Here is a 25,644-nt window from a genome sequence, read left to right as displayed (position 1 = left end):
ACCCGCTCGACATAGTCGTCAATGGCGATCTTGGCGAGCAGCGACGGCTCGGTCGCCAGCGCCTCAAGATCCTGCGGCGCCTGGTACCCACGGGGGAAGAACGCCTCGCCGCCATGTCCCAGAAGATCGACGGCCACGCTCCGGTGCCCGCGCAGGTTGAGTTCGGTGACCCATGTGACCGCACTGCCACGGGAGCACCTTCACGGCATTGCGCATCACGATCCGTGCCGCACCGGGCCGCGCCCCTCTGGTGGTGACCACGGCAAGCCCTGCTCGCCGCTTGCCCCAAGTGGCCTGGTGCCGTCCTGCCTCGCCAATGATCAGATACGCGCCGACCGGCAGTACGGTCAGCGCGGTGATCAGCAGATCGCCGCCCACCGTGCCGAGCCCATCAAACGGCCGTACGCCCGCGAGACGCAGGGGGACGAACACCACGGCCAGCAGGGCCAGCCAACCGACGATCACGAGATAGTCCCAATCGGCCGCCACCAGTCTCGGACGTAACTTCGCCCGGCCACCCTGCGTCTTCCCCAGTTCGTTCGGCATACGGCGCCTCCTCGGCCAGCACGATTGTCCCACTGTGTGCGCCGGCGAGCGCGGCCGCGCCCGGGGCTGACGTCAGGGGCGCTACCCGACCTGCTGGACGATGTTCAGGTCCCTGTCCGGCGGCAGCCGGCCCTTGTCGCGGGCCTGGCTCAGTGTCGGATCTTCAGCCACGCCGACAGGGACAGCGGCTCGCCGAACCGGGCCCAGGCCGCGCTGGAGTCGACGATCTGCGGCTGGGCGTCCAGCAGTGCCCCCATCTGCATCCGCCGGGCGAGGACCTCATTGAACGGCCTGGTCAGCGGGCTCATCATCCGGAGCATCCCGGCTGACATCTTGTTCTCGCCCTTGATCCGCAGGCCCAGCGAGGCCGCGATGAGTTCGTTGACCTTCGTGAGCGGTAGCGCCTCGGGGCCGCCGAGGTCGGCGGACCAACCTTCGCCGGGGCGGATGGCGAGCGCGGCGGCGACCTTGGCGACGTCCCGGCCGGCCACCCACGAGACGGGGCTGGCGCCTGAGCCGAATACGGTGGCCTTCCCCTTCTTGGTGATCGACTCGGCGAGCGTCTCCACCCAGGTGTCCATCAGGTGGGTGGGCCGGACAATCGAGTACGGCACGCCGCTGGTGCGCAGGAGGCGCTCGACCTCGAACTTGAGCCGGAAGAACTCGACAGGGCTGTCGGCGCGGGCGCTGGCGGAGGAGATGTACACGAAGTTTTCGACCGCGGTGTCGCGTGCGACGCCGATGAGGCTCGGGATCCCCACGCCTTCGATGCCCCTGGGGCCGTTGTTCCCTTTGCCGTTGCCGCCTTGGACAGTGCAGACGATCGCCTCGGCCCCGGCCGCGGCCCGGACCAGCGTGCGCTGGTCGTGTATGTCGCCCGCGACCACCTCAACGCCCTGAGCCACGTTTGCCGAGGCGGGATCACGGGTGACGACGCGCACCGCCTTTCCCTCCCGGCGGAGTTGTTCCACGATCTGACGGCCGACTCTGCCCGTCCCGCCGAATACGACGATCACGCTGATCCCCTAACTACGTTCAAAAATCTAACATTGTTAGCAATTAGACCGGCGTTAGGATGTCGGCGTCAATAGGAGGTCGCATCGTGACGAGCAAGGCCCAGCCCGAACAGAGCGCCAGCAAGAAGCGGCGCGAGCGGGAGCGGCAGGAGATGCGCACTCGGCTGTTGGACGCGGCCCGGATCATCGCCTCCGAGGAGGGCTGGAATGCCGTCACGATCCGCCGCATCGCCGGCCGGCTCGAATACAGCGCGCCGATCCTCTACCAGCACTTCTCCAGCAAGGAGGAGCTGCTCGTCGAACTGATGATGGTCGGCTTCGCCGAGCTGGCCGAGCGGCTGCGCCTGGCGGCCGAGGGTCTCCCGGAGGGACGGCTGGTCGCGATGGCCGAGGCGTACTGGGCGTTCGCGTTCGCCGCCCCGGAGCTCTACCAGGCGATGAACGGCATGGACGGGGTGCCGTTCGGCACGGCCGAGACCCCGCGGGAGGCCAAGAACGCCTTCCGTATCTTCCGGATCGCGTTGCAGGGCATCGCGGAAGGGCGGGGCGCCGAGCTGGCCGATCCCCCCGGTGCGGTCGACACGATTTGGGCGTTCCTACACGGCTGCGTGTCGCTGGCGATGGCGGGCAGGATCGCCGGCGGAAAGGAGCGCTCCAGAACGCTCATGTTGACCGCCCTGGAGCCGATGTTCACCGCCCAGCTGAGGGATTGACGGCTCACACTCCCCAGCGGGAGGCGTTTGCCGTGTTCCCTGCCGCAGGCCGGGCTCGTCGACGAGCTGCGGCTGGTTGTCGCCCCGGCATCAGGCCCGGGCGCGGGCCCTTCTCAAGGCGTCGTTGCCACGTGAGGTGAACCGGCTTTGATCCTCACCTCGCCCGTCCCAATAGCCGCGAGACTTCCCAGAAATGCCTCCAGGGTTCCGGACATGGACACATATGACCGATGATCCAGTTAAGGAGGCCGGATGGGAGATCAGTCAGGCACAGCTGCCAGGTTGAGCACCACCAGTTCGGGGGCCTTCCCCTGACGGCAGGGGTTCGCGCAGGGCGGCGCGTCCCAACTGATCACCAGGCTGGGTGAGGACGAAAGGCCCACACTCATGGCTACCGAACCTTTCGCGTCCTTCCGGCCGATCTCGGCGCCCTGCCAGGTCGCGAGGTCGTACACCTGCGGGCCGGTGTTCACGAACCGATCCGCTCGGATCTGCGAGAACATCGGGTCGAAGATGCCGCGCAAGGGCTGCGGGCGACCGCCGTCGCGGTGCCACGCCACCGCCTGCTCGCCCTGCATGCCCGCGCACCAGGTCGGGGCGCAGCGCATTTGCTTGACTCCCTTCGGCGCGCGCAGAGGAGTGCGCTTGCCGGTCTCCAGGTTGACCAGCACCCGCTGGTTCACATGGTGATCGATGGCCTGCCCAGCGTCGGCCGCCCAGGGCCAGGACACCAGGTGCAGGCCATCTGTGCCGGGCATGGCCCGCGCCGTGCCCCCGGTGATCGGGACCGAGTACAGCCCGCCCTCCTTGACCGACCAGACGACGCGGTCACGCAGGACCCCGATGCGGTCGATCGACATCGGTGGCCCGCTGATCCGGGCCACCCTGGCCGCCGTTCCGCCCAAGCGGGGCAGCACCCACAGATCGACGGCGTCGCGGGCATTGAGAACCGTGGCCCACCAGAGGATGTATGTGGGGCCGATCTCGACGCTCTGGGGGAAGGAGTAGTCCCGCACGTTAGGAATCTCGCCCAGGACCGTGGCCTTTCGCCGCGCCGTGTCATACACCTCCAGCCTGCGGCCCTCTTGGGGTGCCTTGTCCGCCCGCAGCAACAACTCGGTGGCGCTCATCGCGGTGACGGGCCGGTACGTCCAGCCGTCCGCCGCCTTGGCGGGGATGGTGGAGACCGCGGACGGCCAGACCTCGGCGGCGGACCGGAGCGCACCGGTGCGCGTGGGTGAAGGGCTGGTGGCCACGTCCCGTCGGCCGGGCGCGGTCAGCGACCCGGTCGCCAGCACCAGCGCGGTGGCGGCCGCGGCGGCGACCGGCACCAGGACCGCCAGCGCCCGGCGGCGGTGGCGAAGCCTGCGTCCCGCCTGGATGGCGCCCTTCACGTCCACCCGCGAGGGTGGCTGCTCTTCCGGCACCAGCGTGTCGAATATTGGCTTGAGGTCCATCAGCGATCCTCCTTGGTCGCCGCCATGTCCAGCAGCGCGCGCAGGGCCGCCAGTCCGCGGGCGGTCTGGGTCTTGACGGTTCCGGTGGAGCAGCCGAGCACAGCGGCGGTCTGCTCCACGCTCAGGTCGCAGTGGAAGCGCAGCACCAAAGTGGCCCGCTGCCGCGGTGACACCAGGTCCAGCGCGCGGTGCAGATCCATGGCGAGGTCCGCGTCCCCCGCGCGGGCCGCTGCCTCGGGCGGGGCCGCGCTCAGCCTGGTACGGGAGAACCAGCCGGCCCGCTGCTCCTTCAGGAAAACCCGGACCAGGATCACCCGTACGTACGAGTCCAGGTCGGCGGCCTTGCGGGCGTGGCGCCACTTGACGTACAGCCGCGTGATCGCCGTCTGCACCAGGTCGTCGGCCCGATGCCAGTCCCGGCACAGCGCGTCCGCGATACGGCGTAACCAGAGCAGGCGTCCGCTGACGTACGCGGTGTACTCCTCGTCGGTGTTCACGCCTGGTGGATGCCTCCGGCGGCCCGCCAGGTTGACAGACGGCTGGGCCGAATCTATTTCACCGTCACGATGATGCGGCCGCGCTAGGTGGTCTCAGGCTCCCAGTGTTCGCGATCCGCGACCTTCGAGCCAATGCCCGGCTCTGTCCGGATCAAGCCGTCCGCGCGAAGCTGCCGGATGACCTTCTGTGCCGTGGCGTTCGCGATGCCGAACTCTGCCGTCAGGTCCACGAGCGACGGGACACGCTCCCCGACTTCGATTTCTCCTGAGCGGATCCGTCCGCTGATCACCGCGTACACCTGTCGCCAACGAGGTTGCTCAGTCTCGATCTGTGCCACGTGATCACGCTAGGGACATCTGCCTCACGTGGCGATGGCGGCGCACCTAGTAGACCTAGCGCACGTAGCGCACTAGCCCTAGTCTTGGCATCAGGACGAGACAGGTGAGCGAGGCGAGGCTCAATGGATCAGCCCGATTACGAGACCCCGACCCCGATGGTCGGCTTCGACGTCTGGCGCGAGGATGACGGGACGTGGCGCGGTCGGCACAAGGACAGCGGCCGGGAGATCAGCGCGGAACACTGGGAACTGCTCGTCTGGCGGGCCCGCGAAACGGTCATGTTCGTCGCGATCACGAATATGACCGACCTTCTCCAGCAAGTCACCCCTGACACCGGCGAATCCAAGTGACCGACGTTCACGTCGGTCTGGAGTGGACCCCATACATCGAGCGCGTCGAGCGCTCCCGTGTGCTGGAGTTCGTCGTGATGGGCAGAGTCGAGTACGAACTTTGCGGCGAAGGTGGACAGTGGGTCATCCGGCGCACCGACCGAACGAACGGCCCGACCGTCGTCACGGAGTCGAGCCGGGGACGGCCACGCGAGGTTCAAGAAGTCTGGCGGAGGATCCGGCTCTGGGGCTGACCGCTCACGGCCGGCCGTGCCGCTTCGGGAGGCCGCCGCAAGGGCCACGGCCCGTCACCAGGGCGGAAGAAAGAGCGGGTCACCGGCGGTCAACGATTCTGTTAATGCGGAGAAGCGTAAGGGCTCGAATACTTGGGTTTCGCTGTCGACCAACTCCGGTGTCCCCTGGAAGGCAATGCGATCTACCGTCGAAATACTAGACGGGGTCGAATCGGCTGAATGCCGGGGAGCGCGAGGGGCTGGCAAGCCCCTCGCCCAGGGGCGAAGCCCCCAATAAGGGCGCCCGAGCGAAGCGAGGACCATGCCTTTGTGGGGGAATGGGGGGCGCCGAGCCCCCCATTAAACACAGCCCGACCTCCCATAGCGCGAAGCGCCCAAAGGGGAGGTCCTTGCTTGTCAGGCCGGTTGACCATCGGGGTGGGGCAGCGCTATGTGCAATTGCTGACTGCTCTTTGCACCTGCTTCTCCTTTGCGCCGAAAGCCTTGAAATCGTTGCTGACGTCCAGCTTGCCGTCGACGATGCCCTGCAGCGTGGGCTGGTCGCCATACTTCATCATCGCGCCAACCATGCAGTCGAGGGTCGAAGTTGGGAGATCCTTAGTCTCCGGCGCCTTTTTCGTCATGGCGGCAATCAGTGCTGCCTTGTCGACGGACTTAGCGTCGGCGCTACCTGCGGTGTCGGCGCTACCTGAAGTCTCGGCGCTACCTGCAGTCTCGGCGCTACCTGCAGTCTCGGCGCTACCTGCAGTCTCAGCGCTACCTGCGGTGTCGGCGCTACCCCCGCAGGCAGAAGCTGTCGAGACCAGGGCAGCGGTCGCAAGGACCATCATGGCGGAACGAGCGATATTCGAAATATCCATAAGGAACCTTCGGATCAGAGGGAGAACATCGATTAACCACTTTGGGCGCCCGACGCTCCGAACATATGGCAATGCTCGACCGGTCCTCGAATGCGCATTAGGCGCGGGAACGGTCACACCGAAGCCTTGCTCGGCGAAAAGGAGCTGCGGATGATCTTAATGCCTTGCGTTTATGGCAGCAACTTGCGCAGCCCGTTTCCTACCGCCGAAGTACTGGACGGGGTCGAATCGGCTAAATGCCGGGGAGCGCGAGGGGCTGGCAAGCCCCTCGCCCAGGGGCGAAGCCCCCAATAAGGGTGCCCGAGCGAAGCGAGGACCATGCTTTTGTGGGGGAATGGGGGGCGCCGAGCCCCCCATAAAACACAGCCTGACTTCTATAGCGCGAAGCGCCCAAAGGGAAGGCCTTGCCTGTCAGGGGTGGTAGCCGATCTGCTGGAGTACGGCCGTGAGGTATGTCTTGACGTCGGCCGCGCTCGTCGAGTCCGGGTACGCGCCGAGGTGGTGCAGTATCGCGCCGGTGAGCAGCTGCTGGATGATGTTCAGGTCTCTGTCCGGCGGTAGCTGGCCGTTGTCGCGGGCCCGGCTCAGTGTCGTGACCTCGGCCGAGGCGCGGCCGCCGCCATAGGACTTGCGGTACGTCTGGAGCAACTCGGGATAGTCGTCCACGGCGCCATAAAGCCTGCGGAGCATGCAGCGGTTTCGCGGCATGCTCAGATAGGTGGCCCAGTCGGTCAGCATCCGGTCGATGTCCGGCCAGTCGAGGACCTCCGACTCGGGTGCCTGGTGGACCGACTCGATGGCCTCGATCAGCAGTGAGGTCTTGTCGGGGAATCGCCGGTAGACGGTGGCCCGGGTCACGCCGGCCCGCTGGGCGACCTGCTCGATGCTGGTGAGCACGGCGCCCCGTTCGATCAGCAGGTCCAGTGCGGCGGCGAGGATGGCCGCGTCCACCTCCTGGCTGCGCGGCCGACCGGCCGGCCGCTGTGAGGTTCCGGTCATGTCGAAGGGGCGAGACACGACCGCATTCTAGCCGCGCGGCGCCGGACCGGCCCGAGCGGCGAGCCTGGGTGATCGAAGGGCATGGGGCCTCCTGCGGCTTGATTTCAATACAGTACTGTACTGTATTGGTAGTGGCTCGAAGCCCTTCACACGAGAGGGCAGATGGGATTCAGCGATGAGCGCCTACGTACTCGGCTTCCACGAGATCGACAAGACCCTGCTCCCCCAGGTCGGTGGGAAGGGCGCCAACCTCGGCGAGCTGTCCGGCATCGACGGCGTTCGCGTGCCGGACGGGTTCTGCGTGACCACTGCGGCGTATCGGGCGATCGTGGAGGGGGATCCCACGGTCAGCATGCTGATCGATGGGCTGGCCGGTCTGCGGGCCGACGACCGCCCGGCTATCGCCGCCGCCTGCGCCCGCCTTCGTGCGACGATCGAGGCGCTGGCCGTACCCGCTGAGATCGAGCGGGACATCATCACCCACCTGGCGGACCTCGGCGACGTCCCCTGTGCCGTACGGTCGAGCGCCACCGCCGAGGACCTGCCGTCGAGTTCCTTCGCCGGCCAGCAGGACACCTACCTGAACGTCCGCGGCCCCGAGTCGGTGGTCCACAACGTCAGGCGCTGCTGGGCTTCGCTGTTCACCGACCGGGCGGTGGCCTACCGCATCAGGAGCGGCTTCGACCACCGCGCGGTCCAGGTCTCGGTGGTCGTGCAGCGGATGGTCTTTCCCGAGGCGGCGGGCATCATGTTCACCGCCGACCCCGTCACGTCCAACCGGACGGTGGTCTCGATCGACGCGGGCTTCGGCCTGGGCGAGGCGCTGGTCTCCGGCCTGGTCAACGCCGACACCTACCGGGTCAAAGCGGGACAGATCATCGACAAGGTGGTCTCCGTCCAGACGATGGAGTTGCGCGCCTCGGCGGATGGCGGCACGGAGGAGCGGCCGGTGGAGGCCGCGCGGCAGAACGCGCAGACCCTGGCCGACGAGCAGATCCTTCAGCTGGAGACCCTCGGGCGGCGGATCGAGGCCCACTTCGGCCGGCCGCAGGACATCGAGTGGGGCCTGTCCGACGGTGTGTTCCACGTGCTGCAGAGCCGTCCCATCACCACGCTGTACCCGGTTCCGGCCTCGGACGACGGCAAGAACCACGTCTACATCTCGTACGGGCACCGCCAGATGATGACCGACGCGTTCACCCCGCTCGGCCTGTCGTTCTTCCTCCTGCTGGACGAGTGGCTCGGCCGCCCGAAGATGGCGGTCGCCGGGAACCGGTTCTACAAGGACATGTCCAACGAGCTCTCGTCGACGTGGACCCGGCCGGTCACGATCAAGAGCCTCGGTCAGGTCGACGTGCTGATGGCCAACGCCCTGCGCACTGTGCTCAGCCGGAAGGACTTCGTCAAGTCGCTGGCCCACGGGAAGACGTCGGTGATGAACTTCGGCAAGGGCGGTCCCCTGCCGATGGCCCGCCAATACCTCAAGCTGTCCCGCGAGGACGACCCCAGCGTGGTCCCCGAGCTCATCGCTCAGAACGAGGAGTCGGTGGCCAGACTCCAGGAGGCGATTGCCGGGAAGTCCGGTGACGACGTGTTCGCGTTCATCATCGAGGACCATCGCGAGCTGACCGACATCATGTTCGAGCCGCGGAGCGTGGCGGCGGCCTTCCTCGGCATCCAGTCGGTGAACTGGGTCAACAAGCACATGAACGCCTGGCTGGGTGTGAAGAACGCCGCCGACGCCGTCGGCCAGTCGGCCGACCACAACGTCGTCGCGGCGATGGGGCTCGACCTGCTCGACGTCTCCGACGTTGTACGGCGGTACCCGACCGTCGTCGACTATCTGAGCGCACGCGCCGAGCGCGACACGTTCTTCGCCGGGCTCTCCGACCTCGACGGCGGCGACGTCGTGCGCCAGGCCATCGAGGAGTACCTGCACAAGTACGGCATGCACTGCCAGGGCGACATCGACATCACCAGGACGCGCTGGAGCGAGGACCCCACGCTGCTCGTCCCGCTCATCCTCGGCAACATCAAGAACTTCCCGCCCGGCGAGCGCGAGCGCCGCGTCGAGCAGGGGCGCGCGGACGCCGAGCGCTCGATGAACGACCTCCTGGACCAGCTGAGAAGCAAGGTCGGCGGCCGGAAGGCGAAGAAGGCCGCGCGGCAGATGAGCCTGGTGCGCCACTTCATCGGATACCGGGAGTACTCCAAGCACGCGTGCCTGCAGCGCTACGGCCTGTACAAGCAGGCGCTGATGGGCGAGGCCAGGAAGCTGGTGGCGCAGGGCGTGATCAAGGAGCCGGAGGACGTCTACTTCCTGTCGCTGGAGGAGTTCAGGCAGGTGGTCAACAGCGGGCGGCTGGACTACGCCGTGATCACCGAGCGGCGGGAGGCGCACGAGACGTACCAGAAGCTGACCCCGCCGCGAGTGATCACCTCGGAGGGCGAGGTGATCAACGGTGAGTACGACGCGGGCGACCGGCCCGAGGGGGCGCTGGCGGGCATCCCGGTGTCGTCCGGCGTCGTGGAGGGCCGCGCGCGGGTCGTCCTGAGCATGGAGGACGCCGAGGTGGAGGAGGGCGACATCCTGGTCACGGTCTTCACCGACCCGAGCTGGTCGGCGCTGTTCGTCTCGGTGAAGGGCGTCGTCATGGAGGTCGGCGGGGTGATGACGCACGGCGCGGTGGTCGCGCGGGAGTACGGCCTGCCGTCGGTCGTCGGCGTGGAGGGCGCTACCCAGCGCATCAAGGACGGGCAGCTCATCCGGGTGAACGGCAGCGAGGGCTACGTGGAGCTGCTGTCCTGATCGTCCGCACGGTCGATCTTCGTTGTGTCGCGTGGCTCGACGTACGGCTCCCGTCCAGGAGACTGACCGGCCTCGATGGCGCGTTCGCGGGCGAGCTCGGCGTCGAACTCCACGCCGAGCAGCACGGCGATGTTGGTGATCCACAGCCAGATCAGGAAGACGACGACGCCGGCCAGCGCGGCGTAGGTCTTGCTGTAGGTGGCGAAGTTGGCCACGTAGAAGCCGAACACGGCGGACGCGACGATCCACACCGTGACGGCCAGCACGCTTCCGGGGGTGATCCACCGGAAGCCGGGGTGTACGACGTTGGGCGCCGCCCAGTACAGCAGGGCCAGCACGAACGTCACGACGAGGACCAGGATCGGCCACTTGGCGATGCCCCACACGGTCAGGGCGGTCTGACCGATGCCGAGGAGCCGGCCGGCCTGGTCGGCGAGCCCGCCGGTGAACACGACGGCGACCGCGCCGGCCGCCATCAGGACCACCAGCACGGTGGTGATGGCCAGACGCAGCGGCAGTGTCTTCCAGACGGGGCGGCCTTCCGGCATCTCGTACATGACGTTCGAGGCCCGCATGAAGGCCCCCACGTAGCCGGAGGCCGACCACAGGGCGATGGCCAGACCGATGACGGTGGCGAGGCTCGCGGCGCGCGGGCTCTCCTGCAACGCCTGGAGCGCGGTGTCGATGATCTGCCGCGCGGGCCCCGGCGCCATCGCGCTCAGGTTGTCCACCAGCGGCTGCGTGGCCGACTGGCCGAACACGCCGAGCAGCGAGACGACCGCCAGCAGCGCCGGGAAGATCGACAGGACCGCGTAGTAGGTGAGCGCCGCCGCCCAGTCGGTGACCTTGTCGTCCCTGAACTCCTTGACGGTCCGCTTGAGCACTCCCCACCAGGAGCGCCTGGACAACTCCGCCGGCCCTTCGACTACCTGCGTCACGATCTTCCCGCCCTCAGCTGGTCGTGGCCTGGCGGCTACCCTCGCCCTCCATCCCTACGCCTGCGACCGCTATACAGACGCATAGTAGGCTTTCTCAGCAGGCAGCGAGCTATACAAAAGGTGGCAGCGTGACGATCGCACCCGACCCCGAAGACCTCACCGCCCGCGCCCGGATCCGCGACGCGGCTCTGCAGCACTTCGGCGAGCACGGGTTCGAGCGGGCCACGATCCGGGGCATCGCCGAGACCGCCGGTGTGTCCTCCGGGCTCGTGCGCCACCATTTCGGTTCCAAAGAGGCGCTGCGCGACGCCTGCGACGAGCACCTGGCCAAGTTGATCCGCCGGATCAACGACCAGGTCCGGAGCGACCCCATGCCGAGTGACGTGAACTATGTCGCCGTCGCCCGGACCCTCCTGGGGCCCTACCAAGCGTATGTGGGGCGGGCCCTGGCCGAGGGACGGGCCGAGGCGGTCTTCGACGAGCTCGTACGGCTGGGCGAGGAGTGGATCGAGGAGTACGACAGGACCCGACCCGATCCCTCTCCGGTGCCCCGCAAGGCCAGGGCGGCGGCGGTCACCGCGATGGCGCTGTCGGTCACCGTCCTGCGCCACCACATGTCCCGGGCCATGGGCGTCGAGGTGCTGAGCCCGGAGGGGGACAAACTGCTCGCCAAGACCCTGATCGACATCTACTCACATCCCATGCTCAGCCTGGAGGACGCCGCCAAAGCCCAGGCCGCCCTCGATCAGCACGGCTGAGACTCAGCGCGGCTGAGGCTCAGAGCGGCTGAGGCTCAGCCCTGCCGAGGCGACCACCCGGCGGTCCCGGCCACTATGCGCACGGCCGCGCGGGCCAGCGGCTCCAGCCCCGCCACATCGATCTTGTCGAGAGTGTCGGCCGAGTCGAACAGGTACATCGGCGCCGACAGGAAGTGCACGAGCGGCACCCCTTCCGGATGGAAGAACGCCCCGTCGGTCGGCGGCATGGGCGAGAACACGTCGGGCGGCAGCACGAAGGACCGCCGCAGCCCCTCCTCCGCCAGCGTCTCGGCGACCAGCTTCTCCAGCCGCGGCACCCGGCTGGTGAACCACCACCTGACCTCGGGGTCCGCGGTGGGGACGAGCTCGCCGTCCACGGCCTCGCAGCGCAGCGCCGCGTGTTCGAGATGAACCTGAAGCACCACGTCGGCCAGCGCCGGGCGATGGCGCTCGATGAACGCCCTGGTGCCCGCCGCATGCGCCATGTGCCCGGACGTGAGCAGGAACATCAGGTTGTGCGGCCGCGCCGAGACGGGCACAGCGGCCCAGTGACGCGCGGCGGCCAGGACGAGCGCGATGCCCGAGGCGTCCTCGACGGCCGAGGCCCACGGCCCGTCGTGGTGGGAGCCGACGATGACCGTGTGCGGCGAGTTGCCAGGCAGCGTGGCGACCACGTTGTGCGTGGTCACCGTGTCGGTGACCGACTGGGCGACCAGCTCGCCCGTGCAGGGCAGCCGGTCCAGGAGCCGCCGGGCGTCGGCCCCGGACAGCCACAGACCGGGAATCGGCCGCTCGATCGCGTCATAGGGCACGTAGTAGTCGCGTGTCTCCCACGGCAGCCCGGTCAGTGCCCCGATGAAGCCGGCCGCGCCCGCCTCCAGCGCGGGCTCGACGACCTCCATCATCCGCGGTCCGAACGGGAGGGTCTGGACGAGCGTGTCGAAGACGCCCTCCGGGTCGTAGGACGACGTGGCCAGCGTGCTGACGTACGACTGCGGCAGCTCGGTGAAGGCCAGTTCGTCCACCGCGATGTCGCCGGGCCGCGCGTCGGCGAGCGGCGCGATCCTGGCGCGCAGGCCGTCCGTCGGCAGGGTGTGCGGGAGCGGGAACCCGGTCAGCTCCGTGCCGTCGTCGAGCCGCAGCACCCCGGTGCCGGGCTGCCAGCGGGGCACCTCCACCGGCTCCAGCGAGACCTCCAGCCCGAACTCCGTCAGCCGCTCGGCCAGCCACCGCTCGGTCCACGCGTCCGCCGGATAGCCCGGCCGCCGGATGCCCCGGGACACGACGGTCTCGATCCAGCCGAGCATCTCGGCGGCGGAAGGCACGTGATCCATGGGCTGATCCAACCATTGACAGCGGCCCTTTGTGAAGCGACAGTTTCGGTCATCCGTACAACTTGTGGAGGCTGTATGAAGCTCGTCGTGGCCGTCATCATGGTCCTGCTGGGGATCATGGCCAGACCGGCCCAGGCCGCGGACACCATCGAGGCGCACTACAAGGTCGCGGGCCCCTGGGCGGTCACGACCGCCGACGCCCCGGGTTACAAGCTCTACTACCCGGCCGACCTCGGCGCCGGAGGCGTCAAGCATCCGATCATCACCTGGGGCAACGGCACGGGCGCCGTGCCCACGCAGTATTCCGGGTTACTCAACCAGCTCGCCTCCTGGGGCTTCGCCGTGGTCGCCTCGACCGACACCACGACCGGCACCGGGTCGGAGATGATCGCCGCCGCCCAATACCTGATCGCCAGGAACACCGACAGCTCCAGCGTCTTCTACGACAAGCTCGACGTGACGAAGGTCGGCGCGGTCGGCCACTCCCAGGGCGCCGGCGGTTCGGTGAACACCGCGACCAAGTCCGGCGGTCTGATCGACACCGTCGTCCCCATCGCACTGCCCGCGCCCATCTGGGTGGGCTCGGGAGACAAGTTCTATGTCGACCAGTTGGCCTGCCCGGTGCTGTTCGTCAGCGGCGCCAACGACACCCTCATCTCGCCCAACTCGGCCCTCCAGACGTACTACGGCCAGGTCCCGGGAGCGGCGGCGAAGGCGCAGCTCAAGGGCGCCGACCACAACACGGTCCAGGGCACGGGCGGCGGCTTCCTCGGTTATGTGACGGCCTGGCTGATGTACCAGCTCCAGGGCGACACCTACGCCAGGGGCGCCTTCGCCGGCACCACCCCGGAGCTCAACACCAACGCCAACTGGCAGAACCAGGTGGAGAAGAACCTGCCCTAACGGCGCAGCGCGAAGGCGGCACGCGGGTTGCCGATCAGCGCCGCCTTGGCCACCTCACCCAGCCCCGCGGCCTCCAGCCGCGGCACGAACCGCTCCAGAAGGTACGTCAGGCCGGGCCCACCGCCCAGGCTCGGCCAGTACGACCTGCGCGCCAGGTCCATCCCGAACAGCACCCGATCCCCCAGTCCGCGCTCGGCGAGCTCGGTGACAAGCGCGACGATCTCGCTGTCCGGACCGTACTTGACGCGGCCCGGCCGGTCGAAGGCCAGATAGGCCCCTCGCTCCGCCAATGAGGCGAGATATCCGGCGTCGGGATTGTGGTCGATGTGCCCGAGCACCACCCGATCGGCCGCCACCCCTTCCGAGGCCAGCGCGTCGAGCAGCTCGTGTCCCATCGTGCCCTTGTCGCAATGGGTGACGACCGGCACCCCGGTCCGCCGGGCGGCGGCGGCCACCGCGCCGACCAGCCGCGCCACACCGCGCCCGAACGAGTGGTACGCCGTGGCGATCTTGATGGCGCCCGCGCGGGCCGACGACCGCCGCACCAGCGGCCCCACCAGCCCGTACTCGTCCATGCCCTGGTCGATCTCGGCCACGAGGAGCTCCGTGATCTCGTCGACCGAGTAGCGGTGCATCCAGTGCATGTCGCTGTAGTAACCGCTCTTGTGGAACCCGGTCACCGCGATCACGTGCAGCCCGGTCCGCTCCGCCAGTTCCTTCATCAGTGACGGACTGCGGCCGAACCCGAGCGGCGTCATCTCGACCACCGCGGAAAGGCCCAGCCGCTGCGCCTCTGTCACCTCCACCACGGCCGCGTCGAGGGAGTCGAGCCGGTAGTCCGGCTCGTTGCGCACCGGCCAGCCACCGGTCATGAACAGGTGCTCATGCGCATAGGTGATGCCAAGCTCCTCGACATCCCCCAGCACGGTACGGACGGTCACAGAAGCGCCCCTTCTTCTCGCAGCCGCGTGCGCAGCAGCTCCACGTCCACCGCCGCGGGCTCCACCCCGGCCTGTACGGCCAGCGCCGCGGCCGTCCCCGCCGCCTGCCCCATCGCCATGCACTGCCCCATGGACCGGGCGGAGGCGTGGGCGTCGTGCGTGGCCGACAGGCAGCGCCCGGCCACGATCAGCCCGCCGACCTCGACGGGGAGCAGGCACCGGTAGGGGATGCCGTAGGTGCCGAAGTCGTGGACGTACTCCCAGCGGGTGGCGGCCCCCGAGTCGTGGTCCTCGATGGGCGCGCCGCACCGCGCGATCGTGTCGGGAAAATCCCTCCCGGCCAAAACATCATCAGAAGTCAGGACATATCGCCCGACCAGGCGTCGTGACTCCCGTACCCCGATACGTACGGACGTGCTGAGCAGCACGGCCGAGCCGTACCCCGGGACCTTCGCCCGCAGGAAGGCGACATAGTCGCGGACCTGCCGCCGACCGACCCGCTCGGCCTCCGCCAGCTCGACCGGGTCGGTCGGGTCGAGGCCGGTCACCCGCGTGAGGTTGGTGTGCACGATCCCGTCGTTCACGGTCCGATGGACGGAGCCCTCGCGCCTCGGCAGGTCGGCGTCGGCCATCAGCGCGTGCAGCTCCGCCGTGCTGGTGGCGGACAGATCGACCCCGCCGAGCCGGAACGTGGCCGTCATCGGCTGGAGCCGCATCCCGGGCCGTTCGAGGGTGGCCCCGGCCCGCCAGGCGACCTCGGCGTCCCCGGTGGCGTCGATCACCACCCGGGCCTTGACCAGGAACCGGCCCGCCACGGTCTCCACGACGACACCGGTGCCCGGCACGAAGTCGCAGACCCTGGCGTGCAGGAGCGCGTCCGGGACCAGCTCGTCCCAGACCAGCTTGAGCTCCTCGGGCTCGTAGGTCACCCCGGTGCCCGCGCCGTAGGTGTTGGGCCGCTCGAAGGCGGCCCCGGCCTCGAAGAGCCGCTCGCACACCTCCCAGCCGACGCCGCCGACGACCTGCCGCGAGACGGGGCCGGGGGCGTAGAAGCCGTAGAAGGTGTCGAGCACCGCGGCACCCGTACCGCCGAGGAAGCCCGCCGACTCCACCAGCAGGCATGACGCCCCGGCACGCGCCGCCGCGACGGCGGCCGCGCACCCCGCGCTGCCTCCGCCCGCGACCACGACATCGCCTTCCCACAGGACGTTCATCGCAGGTGCCACCCTCCGTCGACGGGAATGACCGCGCCCGTGGTCCGTCCGGACGACGGGGACAGTAGCCACAGCACGGCCTGGGCGACCTCCTCCGGCTGGCACAGCTCGGCGCCGAGCGGCATCAGCGACGGCAGCTTGGCCTTGATCGCCTCGGAGGTCTGGGCGCGGCGGCTCATCGGCGTGGCCACCAGCCCGGCCGAGATCAGGTTGACCCGCACGCCGTGCGGCGCCGCCTCGCGGGCCGCGGTCCTGATCAGCGGGATCAGCGCGCCCTTGGCCGAGGCGTAGGCCACGGTGCGGAAGTCGTCGTCGAGCGACGAGGCCAGCGCCGAGCCGATCACCACGATCGACCCGCCTTCCCGCATCGCGGGGATCGCCGCGCGCAGCAGCCGGAACACCGACTCGTGGTTGACCCGGTGCACCTCGTGCCACGCCGTGTCGGTGCACTCGACCACGCCGCCGTCGCCGAGCGAGCGGCCCGACATGCCGACCGCGTGCACGACGCCGGAGATCTCCCCGTGCGCGGCCGTCGCCTGGGCCAGGGCCTTCTCCGCGTGCCCCGGCGCGGTGATGTCGATCCCGCCGGCCAGGTCCACGCCGAAGGCGGCCCCGCCGGTGGCCTCGACCGCCGCCACGCAGGCCCGGCCGATGCCGCCGTCCGAGCCGGCCACCAGTACGGCGCTCATGGCTTCCTGAGCACGGCGGCGGCGCGGCGGGCGTGTTCGAGGTAGGCCGCCTCGAACAGCTCCTCCGAGCGCGGGCCGCCGACGAGCTTGGCGCTGGAGATGACCGGCGGGACCCAGCCGCCCGCGACGAGCAGTTCGGCGGTACGGACCTTGATCTCGTTGACCACGGAGACCGCGGCCAGGGTGCTGCCCGGACCGACCGGCTCGGCCAGCCCGTCGACGGAGCACAGCGCGTCGCCGACCGGGGTGCACAGGTCGATCACCACGTCGGCGTGGTCGGCGAGCCGGGTCCCGCTGGGGTGACCAGGCTCGACGGCCGTGGTCTCCCGCATCGACGTGACGGCCACCACGGGCAGTCCCGCCTTGCGCAGCCCCATCGCCATCTCGATCGGCACGGCGTTCAGGCCGCTGACACTGAACACGATGGCCGCGTCGGTCGGCCGCAACTCGAAGTTGGCCAGGATCGCGTCAGCGAGCCCTTCGACCCGCTCGATGAACATAGCCTGCCGCATCCCGTTCGACCCGGCCACCTGCGTGTAGAACGTCATCGACAGGTCCACGATGGGATGGAAGCCGGGATAGGAGCCGTAGCGGGGGAACATCTCCTCCACACCCATCCGCGAATGTCCGGTCCCGAACGTGTGCACCACACCCCCGCCGCCGATGGCCGAGGCGGCCGTCCGAGCGGCCGCGGCGAGCGCGTCCTCCTGTGTCCGCTCGATCTCGCCGAGCAGGTCCATCGCGCGCCGTATCCATTTCATTCAGATCTCCTCCCGTAGAGCGCGGCGCCGATCGCCCCGGCCATCGGACCGAGTACGGCGGGTATCACCGCGATTTCCCCGATGAGCGGACGTCGCCGCTCAAGTTCCTTGTCCAGGGCGGATCGCATGAGATCGAGCGCGCCGGAGATCCCGCCGCCCACGACCACCGTGCCGACGCCGAAGAACGCCGCCGCGTCGCCCAGCGCGATGCCGAGCGCCCAGCCGGCCCTGGACAGCACGCCCAGCGCCCGCCCGTCGCCCGTCCTGGCTGCCTCGGCGATCTCCTTGGGCGAGCCGGAGCCGAAGGCCCGCACGATGCCCGGCCCGCCGGCGAACGTCTCCACGCAGCCCCGATTGCCGCAGCAGCACACCGACCCCCAGGGGGAGACCGTGACGTGCCCGATCTCGCCGAGATTGTCGCGCGGGCCGACGAGTATCCCGCCGCGCAGCGCCACCGCCCCGCCCACCCCGGTCCCGAGCACCGCGAACAGCACGTCGGGCAGCCCGCGAGCCGCCCCGAGGAGCAGCTCGGCGAGCCCGAACGCGCGGGCGTCGTTGACCACGGTCACCGGCACCCCGGTCAGGGCGCCCAGCCGCGAGCCGACCGGATAGCCGTCCCAGTCGCCGGGCGGGTTCGGCACGAACAGCGCGGTCCCGGTGTCGCGGTCCACGTGGCCGGGCAGCCCGATCCCGATGCTCTCCACCCGGCGGGCGGCCAGCGAGGCCACGAACGTCATCGTCTCGTCGGGGTCCGGCGGCGTGGGGACGGTGCCCTCGCCGACCACCGTCTCGCCGTCCAGCAACACCCATTTGGTGTACGTCCCGCCGACGTCGATCCCGAGCCGCGTCACAGCCCGACCCTCAGGACCCGCGATTCGAACCCGGCGTCCTCGGGCGCCGCGACCGGGCGGAACGGCTCGACGCCGAGCAGCCGCAGGTAGGCCAGCAAGGGCTGGGAGTGGCTGTGCAGGTTGGCGACGGGGTACGCCTGCATGGCCACGCCGACGTCGGCCAGGTCCCAGGTACGCCCCGGCCGCTCGGTCTCGGGCGCCAGGTAGGCGTCGGGGCCGGACAGCGTGCCTTCCCATACCTCCGGATAGGCAGCCGTATGGGCGGCCAGGGACATCCGGCGCCACCACTGCCAGCCCAGTTCGGGTGCGTGCTCGGCGGCGGCCCAGATCAGCGTCATGTTGACCGCGTACCAGATCGTGCCGACCCCGCCGGGGCCGTAAGCGCCCTTGTCGGGCCAGCGCAGCCGGGCGCCCAGCGGCGAATCGGCGGCGGAAGTCCGCTCAATCGTGTGCAACAGCTCCACGGCCCGCTCAGGCGGGGCGGCGCCGCACAGAATCGCCCAAGGCTGCACTTCCAGCCACAGGTCGGACTCGCCGACGACGGCTCCCGGGCCGTACGCGCGCCGGTACCACCGGCCGTTCCACTCCCCCGCCACCAGCTCGCGCAGCTCCTCGCCGAGCTTGCGGGCCTCGGCCGCGGTCGCGTGGTCGCCGAGCCGCTCGGCCAGGACCGCGTAGCGGGGCAGGACCCAGGCGGCCATGGCCGAGTTCAGGACCGACTCGCCGTGGGAGATCATCACCTCGCGGTCCACCCCGCTCTCGGTGATGGCCATGTCGTTCCAGTCGGCGTTCAGTATCCGCAGGTGGCCGTGCTCTCCCCGGCCCACCACGTCGGTGAGGAACCTGAACTGCCGGCGCAGGTTCGCGCCGAGCGACACCGGGGCGGCCCCGTGGACCGGGTGGTACGGCACGGGTTCGCCGAAGGCCGCCAGGTCGCCCGTCGCGCTCAGGTATTCGGCCGCCAGCCACAGGGCCCACAGGTTCTGGTCCGAGGGCCGGAACAGGTCGGTCCATGGCTGCTTGTCCGGTCCGAGCGCATAAGGCAGGTCACCGTCGGGGCCGCCCCAGGCGCACGTGTTGCGCAGCACGGACAGGGCCAGGTCCGGCTCGATGTACACCAGTGGCAGGGCGTGCTGGAGCGGGTCGCGCGCGGCGCCGTTGAAGCCGTGCCGGAAGGAGTAGCACGAGCCCTGGTCGAGGGTGTGCCCGCCGAGCACGCCGTCGGCGCAGGCCGCGCCGGTCAGCAGTGCCGCGTGCCACGGGACCTCCCGTTCGGCCTCGGGCGCCCGCGCCGCGACGGCCCGCGGCAGGCGGTCGCGCAGCGCGGCGAGGCTGCCGGCGAACGACCCCGTCACCTCGCCCACCCAGCCGTCCGTCTTGTCGTCCAGCAGCCCGTATCTCAGCTCCAGCAGGCGCTCTCCGCCGGCTGCCAGCTCCAGGGGTATGGCCAGGCGGCCGGACCCGGTCCTGGGGCCGCCGACGAGCTCCAGCTCCAGCCCGGGGTCCTCGGTCGGCTTCGCGCCGTTGATGAGCTCAACCCGGGCCGCCCCGGCCGTCCACTCCTCGGTCAGCTCCAGCCGTACCGGCTCGTCGAGCAGGTTGCGTACGTGCAGCCGGATCAGCACCCACGGGTGCTCGCCCTCGGGGCACAGCACCGTGCGGTCCAGGGCCACGCGGTCGTCGGCGACCCGGACGATCGCGAACGTCGGTCCGAAGACCCGCTCCGATGTCGAAATATCGGTTGAAAGGGTGCCGACGCGCGTCACTCCGGTGCCACGGGTGAGCCACAGCAGCCCGGTGTGCTCGTCGAACAGGTCGCTGAGCCCGTAGTTGTCCGCGACCAGCGTGATCCGCCGGTTCCCGACATGGACGAAGTGCCGCCGGGTGAGCGGGTCCAGGACGGGGTCCCACTCCGCGCGCGGGTCGCTCTCCTGGTCTGCCGTGTAGGCGAAGGCGGGCAGCCCGTACGCGGTGGTCCATTTGCCGAACGCGCTCATTTCCGTACCCCTCCCAGGGTCAGCCCCGCCACGTAGTAGCGCTGCAGCAGGAACATCAGCACCAGCGGCGGCACCGCCGTGATCAGGGCCGCGGTGCTGACCAGGCCGATGCTGAAGTCGTACTCCGTCTGGAGCTGCGAGAGCCCCACGGGCAGCGGCCAGAGGCCGGGATCGTTGGCCACGATGAGCGGCCACAGCAGGTTGTCCCACTGCGCGAGGAACTGCAGCAGGAAGAGCGTGAGCAGCGCGGGCCGCAGCAGCGGCACCCCGATGCGGAGGAAGATCCGCAACTCGCTCGCACCGTCCACCCGCGCCGACAGCAGCAGCTCATGCGGCAGGGCCAAGGCGAACTGTCGGACCAGGAACACCCCGAACGCGCTCATCATGAACGGCACGATCATCCCCTGGTAGGAGTTGATCCAGCCCAGCTCCTTGACGATGAGGTACATCGGCACGAGCACCACGATCGGCGACAGCGACAGCGTCCCCACGATGACCGCGAACAGCATCCGGCTGCCGGGGAACCTGAGCTGCGCGAGCGCGTATCCGGCGGCCGAGGAGAAGATCACTTCGAGGACGCCGATGCCGAGCGCGAGGATCAGGCTGTTGCGCAGGTAGACGGGGAAGCCGCCCTGGTCGAACAGCTGCGAGACGTGTGCGCCCAGCTGGGAGACGTCGAAGCCGAACCCGCCGAGATCGGTCGCGTCCGACGCGGACGAGACCGCGAACATCGCGTACACCGGCAGCAGCAGGACGGCCACGACCAGGGTCAGGATCGTGTTGCGGACCACCCTCACCCGTCATCGCCTCCCCTGAGCACCCTGAACTGCACGAGTGAGAGCGCCAGCATGGCCACCAGCAGGACCATCGCGATGGCCGAGGCGTAGCCCATGCGCTCGAACCCGAAGCCGGTCGCCCACAGGTAGAGCGGCAGCACCTCGGTGGCGCCCGCAGGGCCACCCTTGGTGAGCAGGAAGGCGGGCACGAACGACTGCATCGCCCCGACCACCGCGATGACCAGCACGAACAGCAGCGTGCGGCGCAACAGCGGGAGCGTGATGCGGTAGAAGACCCGAATCGGACCGGCACCGTCGAGCGCGGCCGCCTCGAACACGCTCAGCGGCAAGCCCTGCAGCCCGGCGGTCAGGATGATCACGAACAGCCCGAGGTGCTTCCACGTCGTCATGATCACCAGGGCCCAGAGCGCGAGCCCCTCGTCGGTCAGCCACGGCTTCGGCTCCGCTCCGACGAGCCCGATCAGCGCGTTCGCCAGGCCCTTGTCGGCGAAGATCACCGACCACACCATCGAGGTGGCCACCAGCGGCATCGCCGCCGGGATCATGACCAGCCCGCGGAGGAAGGCGTTGTAGCGGCCCGGCTTGCTCAGCGGCACGGCTATCGCCAGGCCGAGCACGATCGACGGGACCACGGAGCCGATCGTGTAGGCGGCGGTGACCCGGGCCGAGTTCCAGAAGCCGGGGTCGCCGAGCATTCTGCGGTAGTTGTCCAGGCCGGTCCATTCGGGCGTCCCGGAGAAGTCGTAGCTGGTGAAGCTGAGATACACGGCCGCGACGAACGGCACGAGCCAGAAGACCAGGAAGTAGACCGCCGCCGGTAGGGCCAGCAGACCGCCGGTACGCGCCTCCGCCCACCGCTGGCCCTTGCCCGAGACCTTTGTGACGGGCGGCACCAGTCGTAAGGACACCGTCACAGCGTCATCCGCATGGCCTGGTCGAAGTCCGCCGCCGCCTGCTCGGGCGTCTTCTTGCCGAAGGCCACCGCGTCGGCCGCGTCGGTCAGCGCCTTGGCCATCTCGTTCCACACCGGCGTCTGCGGGCCGAAGTCGGCGTACGGGGCCGCGTCCGCCATGATGTCCAGCGCCTTCTGGTCGGCGCCCGACAACTTCTCCCAGCCCTTGACCGGAGTGAGGATGCTGGCGTCCTTGAGCTGCTTGGCCGCGACGTCCTGGCGCTGGAGGTAATCGACGAAGTGCCAGGCGGTGTACGGCAGCTTCGACTGCTTGGCCACCGCCCAGCCCCAGGTGTAGGCCGGGGCGACCGGCTTGCCCGCGTCCCAGCGCGGCATCGGCGCGATGTCGAAGACGTCGCCGAACGTCAGCTTGGGGTTCAGCGTGGGGAACAGGTCCATCGCGAACAGCCCGGAGACCAGCATGGCCGCCTCACCGGTGGCGAACAGCCCGAAGCCGGACAGCGGGCTCGACAGCTTCGGGTTGCCCAGGCTGCCGTAGTAACGCAGCGCCTCGACCCCCGCGTCAGTGGCCAGCGTCGCCTTGGCGGCGTCGGGGCTGAGTATCGTGCCGCCCTTCCCCTTGACCAGGGCGAGCAGCTGCATCAGCGTCCACTGCGGATTGCCCAGGATCCACTGCAGGCCCACCTTCTTGCCGTCGGCCGAGGTCAGCCGCTTGCTGTACTCGGCGACCTCTTCCCAGGTGGTGGGCGGCTTGTCCGGATCGAGGCCGGCGGCCGCGAACCTGTCCTTGCGGTAGTAGAGGTAGCAGATCGTGTAGTCGGTGGGGACGCCGTAGAGCCTGCCCTCGTATGACAGCGAGCTGATCGCGTGCTCGTCGTAGTCCTGGACCAGCGCCTTCTCGTCGGCCACGCCCATGGCCTTGGGGATGATCGGGGCGAGGCGCCCCTTGCGCGCGTGACCCGGGATGGTCCAGCCGCCGATCCTGAACAGGTCGGGCGGCACGTCACCGGCGAAGGCGGTCAGCAGCTTGGCGTCGAGCTTGTCCACGGGCACGTAGAGCGGGGTGATGTCGACGCCGCCGAACTCCTGCATGTAGCTGCGCAACAGCGGGGTGAACACCGCGTCGTACGCCTTGGTCTGGTGCAGCCAGACGGAGATCTTCCCTCGCGGCACCCCGTCGGCGGGCACCGAGGCCACCGGATCGGCGGAGCCGCAGGCGGCCAGCAGGCCGGACGCCGTGGTCAGCGCGGCGGTCTTGAGCAAGTTGCGCCGGGTCATCATGGACATGCTCAACCTCCGGAACGGCGATGCCGTCCAGGTAGATGACTGTTTTTAGGGGGGTGTTACTGGCCCATCAGGGCGTTCTTGGCGTCGTTGAGCTCCACGGAGAACACGGCGAAGTCGCCGCGCGCGTGGCGGATGGTGTATTCGAGCGCGACACCGCTCTCGGTGCACGTGTTGCGGGCGGTCGCGAGCAGGGCCGCGGCCATGGGGACATGCAGCAGTTGGGCGAGCCGGTAGTCGGCGTTGACCGCGCCGATCGTCTCCCTGCCGCTCGCGGGGGCCAGTCCGTACTTCACCCGCAGCAGGTCGTAGAGCGAGCCGGTCAGGTCCTCGTCGAGGATGCCGGGCACCAGCTCGGCGGGCAGGTGGGCGCTCTCCAGCATGCAGGGCGCGCCTTCGAGCAGCCGCAGCCGCTCGACGAAGACGATCTGCTCCGTCTCCCGGACACCGAGCGCCACGGCGACCTCGGCGCCCGCCGGCTGCAGATGGGCCTTGAGCACCTGCGTCGTCGGCCTGCGGCCGAGCCGCGCCATCGTCTCGGTGAAGCCGACCGGGCCCGCGCCCAGCTCGGGGGCCACGGCCAGCGGCGCGGTGTAGGTGCCGCTGCCCTGCCTGGCCACCAGCAGGCCCTCCTGCACCAGGTCGCCGATCGCCCGTCGAGCGGTCGCCCGGCTCACGCCCGCGTACGCCATGAGGTCCTTCTCGGCGGGGATGGGCGTGTCGGGCTCGCAGTCGCGGATGGCCGCCCTCAGGCGCTCGCGCAGTTGGTAGTAGAGCGGCACCACGGCTGACGGGTCGAGGGTCAGCCGACGTTCCCAGTCGGTCATACGCTCACGTCCTAAGTTGTACGGACGACCGTATCTTTTCCGCTCGACCCGGATGGTGTCAACCACTCGTTGTGTATCGTGCTGAGGTCGAGCGCCGGTGGAGGATCTGTGCGGGGCGTCATGTGTACGGTGATCTGCGCGTCTCTCGTGCTGGGCGGCGCCGAATCCCGGCCCCACAAGGGCGACTCCCGGCCCGCCGCGAGCTCGCCGAGCACCGCCACCCTGGTCGACTTCACTGCCACCCCGGTCGGCTTCACCGCGGCCAAGGTCGACTTCAACCGTGACGGCTTCGAGGACTACGCGGTCTCAGCCCCGGCGGGCACGGTCGGCCACATCCTCAAAGCCGGATATATCGCCATCTTGTATGGGGCGGTCGGTGGCGTCGATCCGGCCCGGCGCCGGATCCTGCACCTCGACAGCTCCAACGTGGCCGGCGATCCTGTGGCCGGGGACGCGTTCGGGGCCCGCACCGCCGCCGGTGACTTCGACGCCGACGGCTACACCGACCTGGCGGTCAGTTCGTACAACCCCTTCGAGCTGGACCGGCGGTTCGTCACCCTGCTGTGGGGCGGCAAGGACGGGCTGGCGCTGGGCACCCCGCTGGTCGACCCTCCGCGCACCGACGTCCCGCCGGACCTGGTCGACCGGACCGAAGGCCGGGAGCTGGCGGTCGGCGACTTCGACGGCGACGGCAAGGACGACCTGGCCGCCACCAGCGAGCGGGGGCTGGTGAACGTCTTCCACGGCCCGTTCCCGCGTGACGGCCGCCCGGCCCGCAAGGTCGTCCTGGACGGGACCTACGAGCAGCCGACCAGGCTGGTCGCCGGCGACCTGACCGGCGACGGCAAGGACGACCTGGTCACCACGCACGCCTGGGAGGAGACGGCCGAGCCGTCCCTGTTCTGGAAGGGCGGCCCGCAGGGGCTCGCCGGGCGACCCAAGCGGCTGGACGCGGCCGCCACCGGCACCGTGGGCGACCTCGACGGCGACCACTACGGCGACCTGGTGCTGCGCGTCATCCCCAGCGGCTTCGTCGACACCCTGAAGGCCGACAAGGGCACCATCAAGGTTCTGTACGGCTCGCCGGATGGTCCCGGCCGCCGTACCCACACTCTCACCCAGGACAGCCCCGGCGTGCCGGGGAGTGGCGCGCGAGGTGACCAGTTCGGCTTCGACCTGGCCGCCGGGGACGTGGATGGTGACGGGTACGCCGACATCGCCGCGGGTGTACCCGGCAAGACCGGCGGCGGCGCCGTGCTGCTGCTCAGAGGCGGCAAGAGCGGCCCGGCCGGGGCGCGACTGTTCACCCAGGCCAGTCCGGGCATCCCGGGGACCGCCGAGGACGGGGACCGGTTCGGCGCCTCCGTCAGCCTGCGCGACCTCAACGGCGACGGCCGGGCCGATCTCGGCGTGAGCGCCCCAGGAGAAGGCGGCAAAGCTGTGAAGACCGGCGCGGCCTGGGTGCTGCCCGGTTCACCCGGCGGCTTGACCGCCGAAGGCGCCCTCTCGTTCGACCCGGCCGCCATGCAGGCGTCCGACACGGGCTCCCACCTGGGAATGTGGTCCGCCAAATAGGGCCGCCGAAGGGCTGTCCCGGCGTAGGCGCGGGCCGAAAGAT

At 69.6% G+C, this 25,644-nt stretch carries 25 protein-coding genes; 6 read left to right on the top strand and 19 right to left on the bottom strand.

From position 1 onward, the window contains the following. Positions 1 to 63: 63 nt before the first annotated feature. Complete coding sequence (locus AB0L53_RS56280; RefSeq protein WP_364014370.1) at positions 64 to 546, bottom strand: RDD family protein; 483 nt, start codon at positions 544 to 546, stop codon at positions 64 to 66. Positions 547 to 695: 149 nt separating this feature from the next. Continuing rightward, positions 696 to 1,562, bottom strand: a complete 867-nt coding sequence (locus tag AB0L53_RS56275; protein ID WP_364014367.1) for an NAD(P)H-binding protein — start codon at positions 1,560 to 1,562, stop codon at positions 696 to 698. A gap of 86 nt (positions 1,563 to 1,648) precedes the next feature. Here AB0L53_RS56275 and AB0L53_RS56270 point away from each other — a divergent pair, with 86 nt between their 5' ends. Then, positions 1,649 to 2,275 (top strand): TetR/AcrR family transcriptional regulator, encoded by a 627-nt coding sequence (locus tag AB0L53_RS56270; protein WP_364014364.1) that lies wholly within the window; start codon positions 1,649 to 1,651, stop codon positions 2,273 to 2,275. 260 nt (positions 2,276 to 2,535) lie between these two features. Here AB0L53_RS56270 and AB0L53_RS56265 read toward each other — a convergent pair whose 3' ends face one another. From AB0L53_RS56265 to AB0L53_RS56255, 3 genes are all read right to left on the bottom strand, one after another. Further along, entirely contained in the window at positions 2,536 to 3,732 is a 1,197-nt protein-coding gene (locus AB0L53_RS56265) for a hypothetical protein (RefSeq protein WP_364014361.1), read from the bottom strand. Next, the gene (locus AB0L53_RS56260; RefSeq protein ID WP_364014358.1) at positions 3,732 to 4,229 is read right to left on the bottom strand and encodes a sigma-70 family RNA polymerase sigma factor; all 498 of its coding nucleotides are present in this window, start codon (positions 4,227 to 4,229) and stop codon (positions 3,732 to 3,734) included. The genes AB0L53_RS56265 and AB0L53_RS56260 overlap by 1 nt, the downstream gene beginning before the upstream one ends. 83 nt (positions 4,230 to 4,312) lie before the next feature. Beyond that, positions 4,313 to 4,567, bottom strand: a complete 255-nt coding sequence (locus AB0L53_RS56255) for a winged helix-turn-helix domain-containing protein (protein ID WP_358532978.1) — start codon at positions 4,565 to 4,567, stop codon at positions 4,313 to 4,315. 123 nt (positions 4,568 to 4,690) lie between these two features. Between AB0L53_RS56255 and AB0L53_RS56250 the strand changes: the two genes are divergently transcribed. Then, positions 4,691 to 4,918, top strand: coding sequence for a hypothetical protein (locus AB0L53_RS56250; RefSeq protein ID WP_364014354.1), 228 nt, complete (start codon positions 4,691 to 4,693; stop codon positions 4,916 to 4,918). A gap of 661 nt (positions 4,919 to 5,579) precedes the next feature. On the opposite strand, the gene AB0L53_RS56245 is transcribed toward AB0L53_RS56250, so the two are convergent. Together AB0L53_RS56245 and AB0L53_RS56240 are read right to left on the bottom strand one after the other, a co-directional pair. Further along, entirely contained in the window at positions 5,580 to 6,011 is a 432-nt protein-coding gene (locus tag AB0L53_RS56245) for a hypothetical protein (RefSeq protein ID WP_364014351.1), read from the bottom strand. 411 nt (positions 6,012 to 6,422) lie between these two features. Continuing rightward, entirely contained in the window at positions 6,423 to 7,028 is a 606-nt protein-coding gene (locus AB0L53_RS56240) for a TetR/AcrR family transcriptional regulator (RefSeq protein ID WP_364014348.1), read from the bottom strand. A 157-nt stretch (positions 7,029 to 7,185) separates the two neighbouring features. On the opposite strand from AB0L53_RS56240, the gene rph reads away from it, so the two are divergent. After that, a complete protein-coding gene (rph, locus tag AB0L53_RS56235) occupies positions 7,186 to 9,819 on the top strand; it encodes a rifamycin-inactivating phosphotransferase (RefSeq protein WP_364014345.1) in 2,634 nt (877 codons plus the stop codon). Here the strand turns inward: rph and AB0L53_RS56230 are convergent. Further along, positions 9,798 to 10,757, bottom strand: a complete 960-nt coding sequence (locus tag AB0L53_RS56230; RefSeq protein WP_364014342.1) for a YihY/virulence factor BrkB family protein — start codon at positions 10,755 to 10,757, stop codon at positions 9,798 to 9,800. The genes rph and AB0L53_RS56230 overlap by 22 nt on opposite strands. Before the next feature lie 128 nt (positions 10,758 to 10,885). Here AB0L53_RS56230 and AB0L53_RS56225 point away from each other — a divergent pair, with 128 nt between their 5' ends. Beyond that, positions 10,886 to 11,515 carry a helix-turn-helix domain-containing protein gene (locus tag AB0L53_RS56225; RefSeq protein WP_364014339.1) on the top strand — a complete coding sequence of 210 codons (630 nt, stop codon included), beginning with the start codon at positions 10,886 to 10,888 and terminating at the stop codon, positions 11,513 to 11,515. A gap of 35 nt (positions 11,516 to 11,550) precedes the next feature. Here the strand turns inward: AB0L53_RS56225 and AB0L53_RS56220 are convergent, their stop codons facing one another. Further along, positions 11,551 to 12,849 carry a M28 family peptidase gene (locus tag AB0L53_RS56220; protein ID WP_364014336.1) on the bottom strand — a complete coding sequence of 433 codons (1,299 nt, stop codon included), beginning with the start codon at positions 12,847 to 12,849 and terminating at the stop codon, positions 11,551 to 11,553. 75 nt (positions 12,850 to 12,924) lie between these two features. Between AB0L53_RS56220 and AB0L53_RS56215 the strand changes: the two genes are divergently transcribed. Next, the gene (locus tag AB0L53_RS56215; protein WP_364014333.1) at positions 12,925 to 13,752 is read left to right on the top strand and encodes an alpha/beta hydrolase; all 828 of its coding nucleotides are present in this window, start codon (positions 12,925 to 12,927) and stop codon (positions 13,750 to 13,752) included. On the opposite strand, the gene AB0L53_RS56210 is transcribed toward AB0L53_RS56215, so the two are convergent. Genes AB0L53_RS56210 through AB0L53_RS56165 form a run of 10 tightly spaced genes read right to left on the bottom strand, consistent with a single transcriptional unit; the run spans position 13,749 to position 24,026 of the window. Beyond that, a complete protein-coding gene (locus tag AB0L53_RS56210; protein ID WP_364014330.1) occupies positions 13,749 to 14,693 on the bottom strand; it encodes a hypothetical protein in 945 nt (314 codons plus the stop codon). The two genes, AB0L53_RS56215 and AB0L53_RS56210, sit on opposite strands and share 4 nt — an antisense overlap. Next, complete coding sequence (locus tag AB0L53_RS56205; RefSeq protein WP_364014327.1) at positions 14,690 to 15,907, bottom strand: FAD-dependent oxidoreductase; 1,218 nt, start codon at positions 15,905 to 15,907, stop codon at positions 14,690 to 14,692. Before AB0L53_RS56205 ends, AB0L53_RS56210 begins: the two co-directional genes overlap by 4 nt. Continuing rightward, a complete protein-coding gene (locus tag AB0L53_RS56200) occupies positions 15,904 to 16,596 on the bottom strand; it encodes an SDR family oxidoreductase (RefSeq protein ID WP_364014324.1) in 693 nt (230 codons plus the stop codon). The genes AB0L53_RS56205 and AB0L53_RS56200 overlap by 4 nt, the downstream gene beginning before the upstream one ends. Beyond that, positions 16,593 to 17,357, bottom strand: a complete 765-nt coding sequence (locus AB0L53_RS56195; RefSeq protein WP_364014322.1) for an SIS domain-containing protein — start codon at positions 17,355 to 17,357, stop codon at positions 16,593 to 16,595. The genes AB0L53_RS56200 and AB0L53_RS56195 overlap by 4 nt, the downstream gene beginning before the upstream one ends. Next, the gene (locus AB0L53_RS56190; RefSeq protein WP_364014319.1) at positions 17,354 to 18,208 is read right to left on the bottom strand and encodes an ROK family protein; all 855 of its coding nucleotides are present in this window, start codon (positions 18,206 to 18,208) and stop codon (positions 17,354 to 17,356) included. The genes AB0L53_RS56195 and AB0L53_RS56190 overlap by 4 nt, the downstream gene beginning before the upstream one ends. Continuing rightward, positions 18,205 to 20,205 carry a hypothetical protein gene (locus AB0L53_RS56185; RefSeq protein WP_364014316.1) on the bottom strand — a complete coding sequence of 667 codons (2,001 nt, stop codon included), beginning with the start codon at positions 20,203 to 20,205 and terminating at the stop codon, positions 18,205 to 18,207. The genes AB0L53_RS56190 and AB0L53_RS56185 overlap by 4 nt, the downstream gene beginning before the upstream one ends. Beyond that, entirely contained in the window at positions 20,202 to 21,002 is an 801-nt protein-coding gene (locus tag AB0L53_RS56180; protein WP_364014313.1) for a carbohydrate ABC transporter permease, read from the bottom strand. Before AB0L53_RS56180 ends, AB0L53_RS56185 begins: the two co-directional genes overlap by 4 nt. After that, on the bottom strand, positions 20,999 to 21,910 hold the full coding sequence (locus tag AB0L53_RS56175; protein ID WP_364014310.1) for a sugar ABC transporter permease: 912 nt from the start codon (positions 21,908 to 21,910) through the stop codon (positions 20,999 to 21,001). The genes AB0L53_RS56180 and AB0L53_RS56175 overlap by 4 nt, the downstream gene beginning before the upstream one ends. Before the next feature lie 2 nt (positions 21,911 to 21,912). After that, complete coding sequence (locus AB0L53_RS56170) at positions 21,913 to 23,202, bottom strand: substrate-binding domain-containing protein (protein WP_364014307.1); 1,290 nt, start codon at positions 23,200 to 23,202, stop codon at positions 21,913 to 21,915. A gap of 56 nt (positions 23,203 to 23,258) precedes the next feature. Beyond that, the gene (locus AB0L53_RS56165) at positions 23,259 to 24,026 is read right to left on the bottom strand and encodes a GntR family transcriptional regulator (RefSeq protein WP_364014304.1); all 768 of its coding nucleotides are present in this window, start codon (positions 24,024 to 24,026) and stop codon (positions 23,259 to 23,261) included. A gap of 108 nt (positions 24,027 to 24,134) precedes the next feature. Between AB0L53_RS56165 and AB0L53_RS56160 the strand changes: the two genes are divergently transcribed. Beyond that, positions 24,135 to 25,601 carry an FG-GAP-like repeat-containing protein gene (locus tag AB0L53_RS56160; RefSeq protein WP_364014301.1) on the top strand — a complete coding sequence of 489 codons (1,467 nt, stop codon included), beginning with the start codon at positions 24,135 to 24,137 and terminating at the stop codon, positions 25,599 to 25,601. Positions 25,602 to 25,644 lie beyond the last annotated feature (43 nt).

The sequence above is a fragment of the Nonomuraea sp. NPDC052129 genome, assembly GCF_040680095.1.
Taxonomy (GTDB): domain Bacteria; phylum Actinomycetota; class Actinomycetes; order Streptosporangiales; family Streptosporangiaceae; genus Nonomuraea.
Note: the sequence above shows the minus strand (reverse complement) of the source record. Positions and strands in the feature narration are given on the sequence as shown.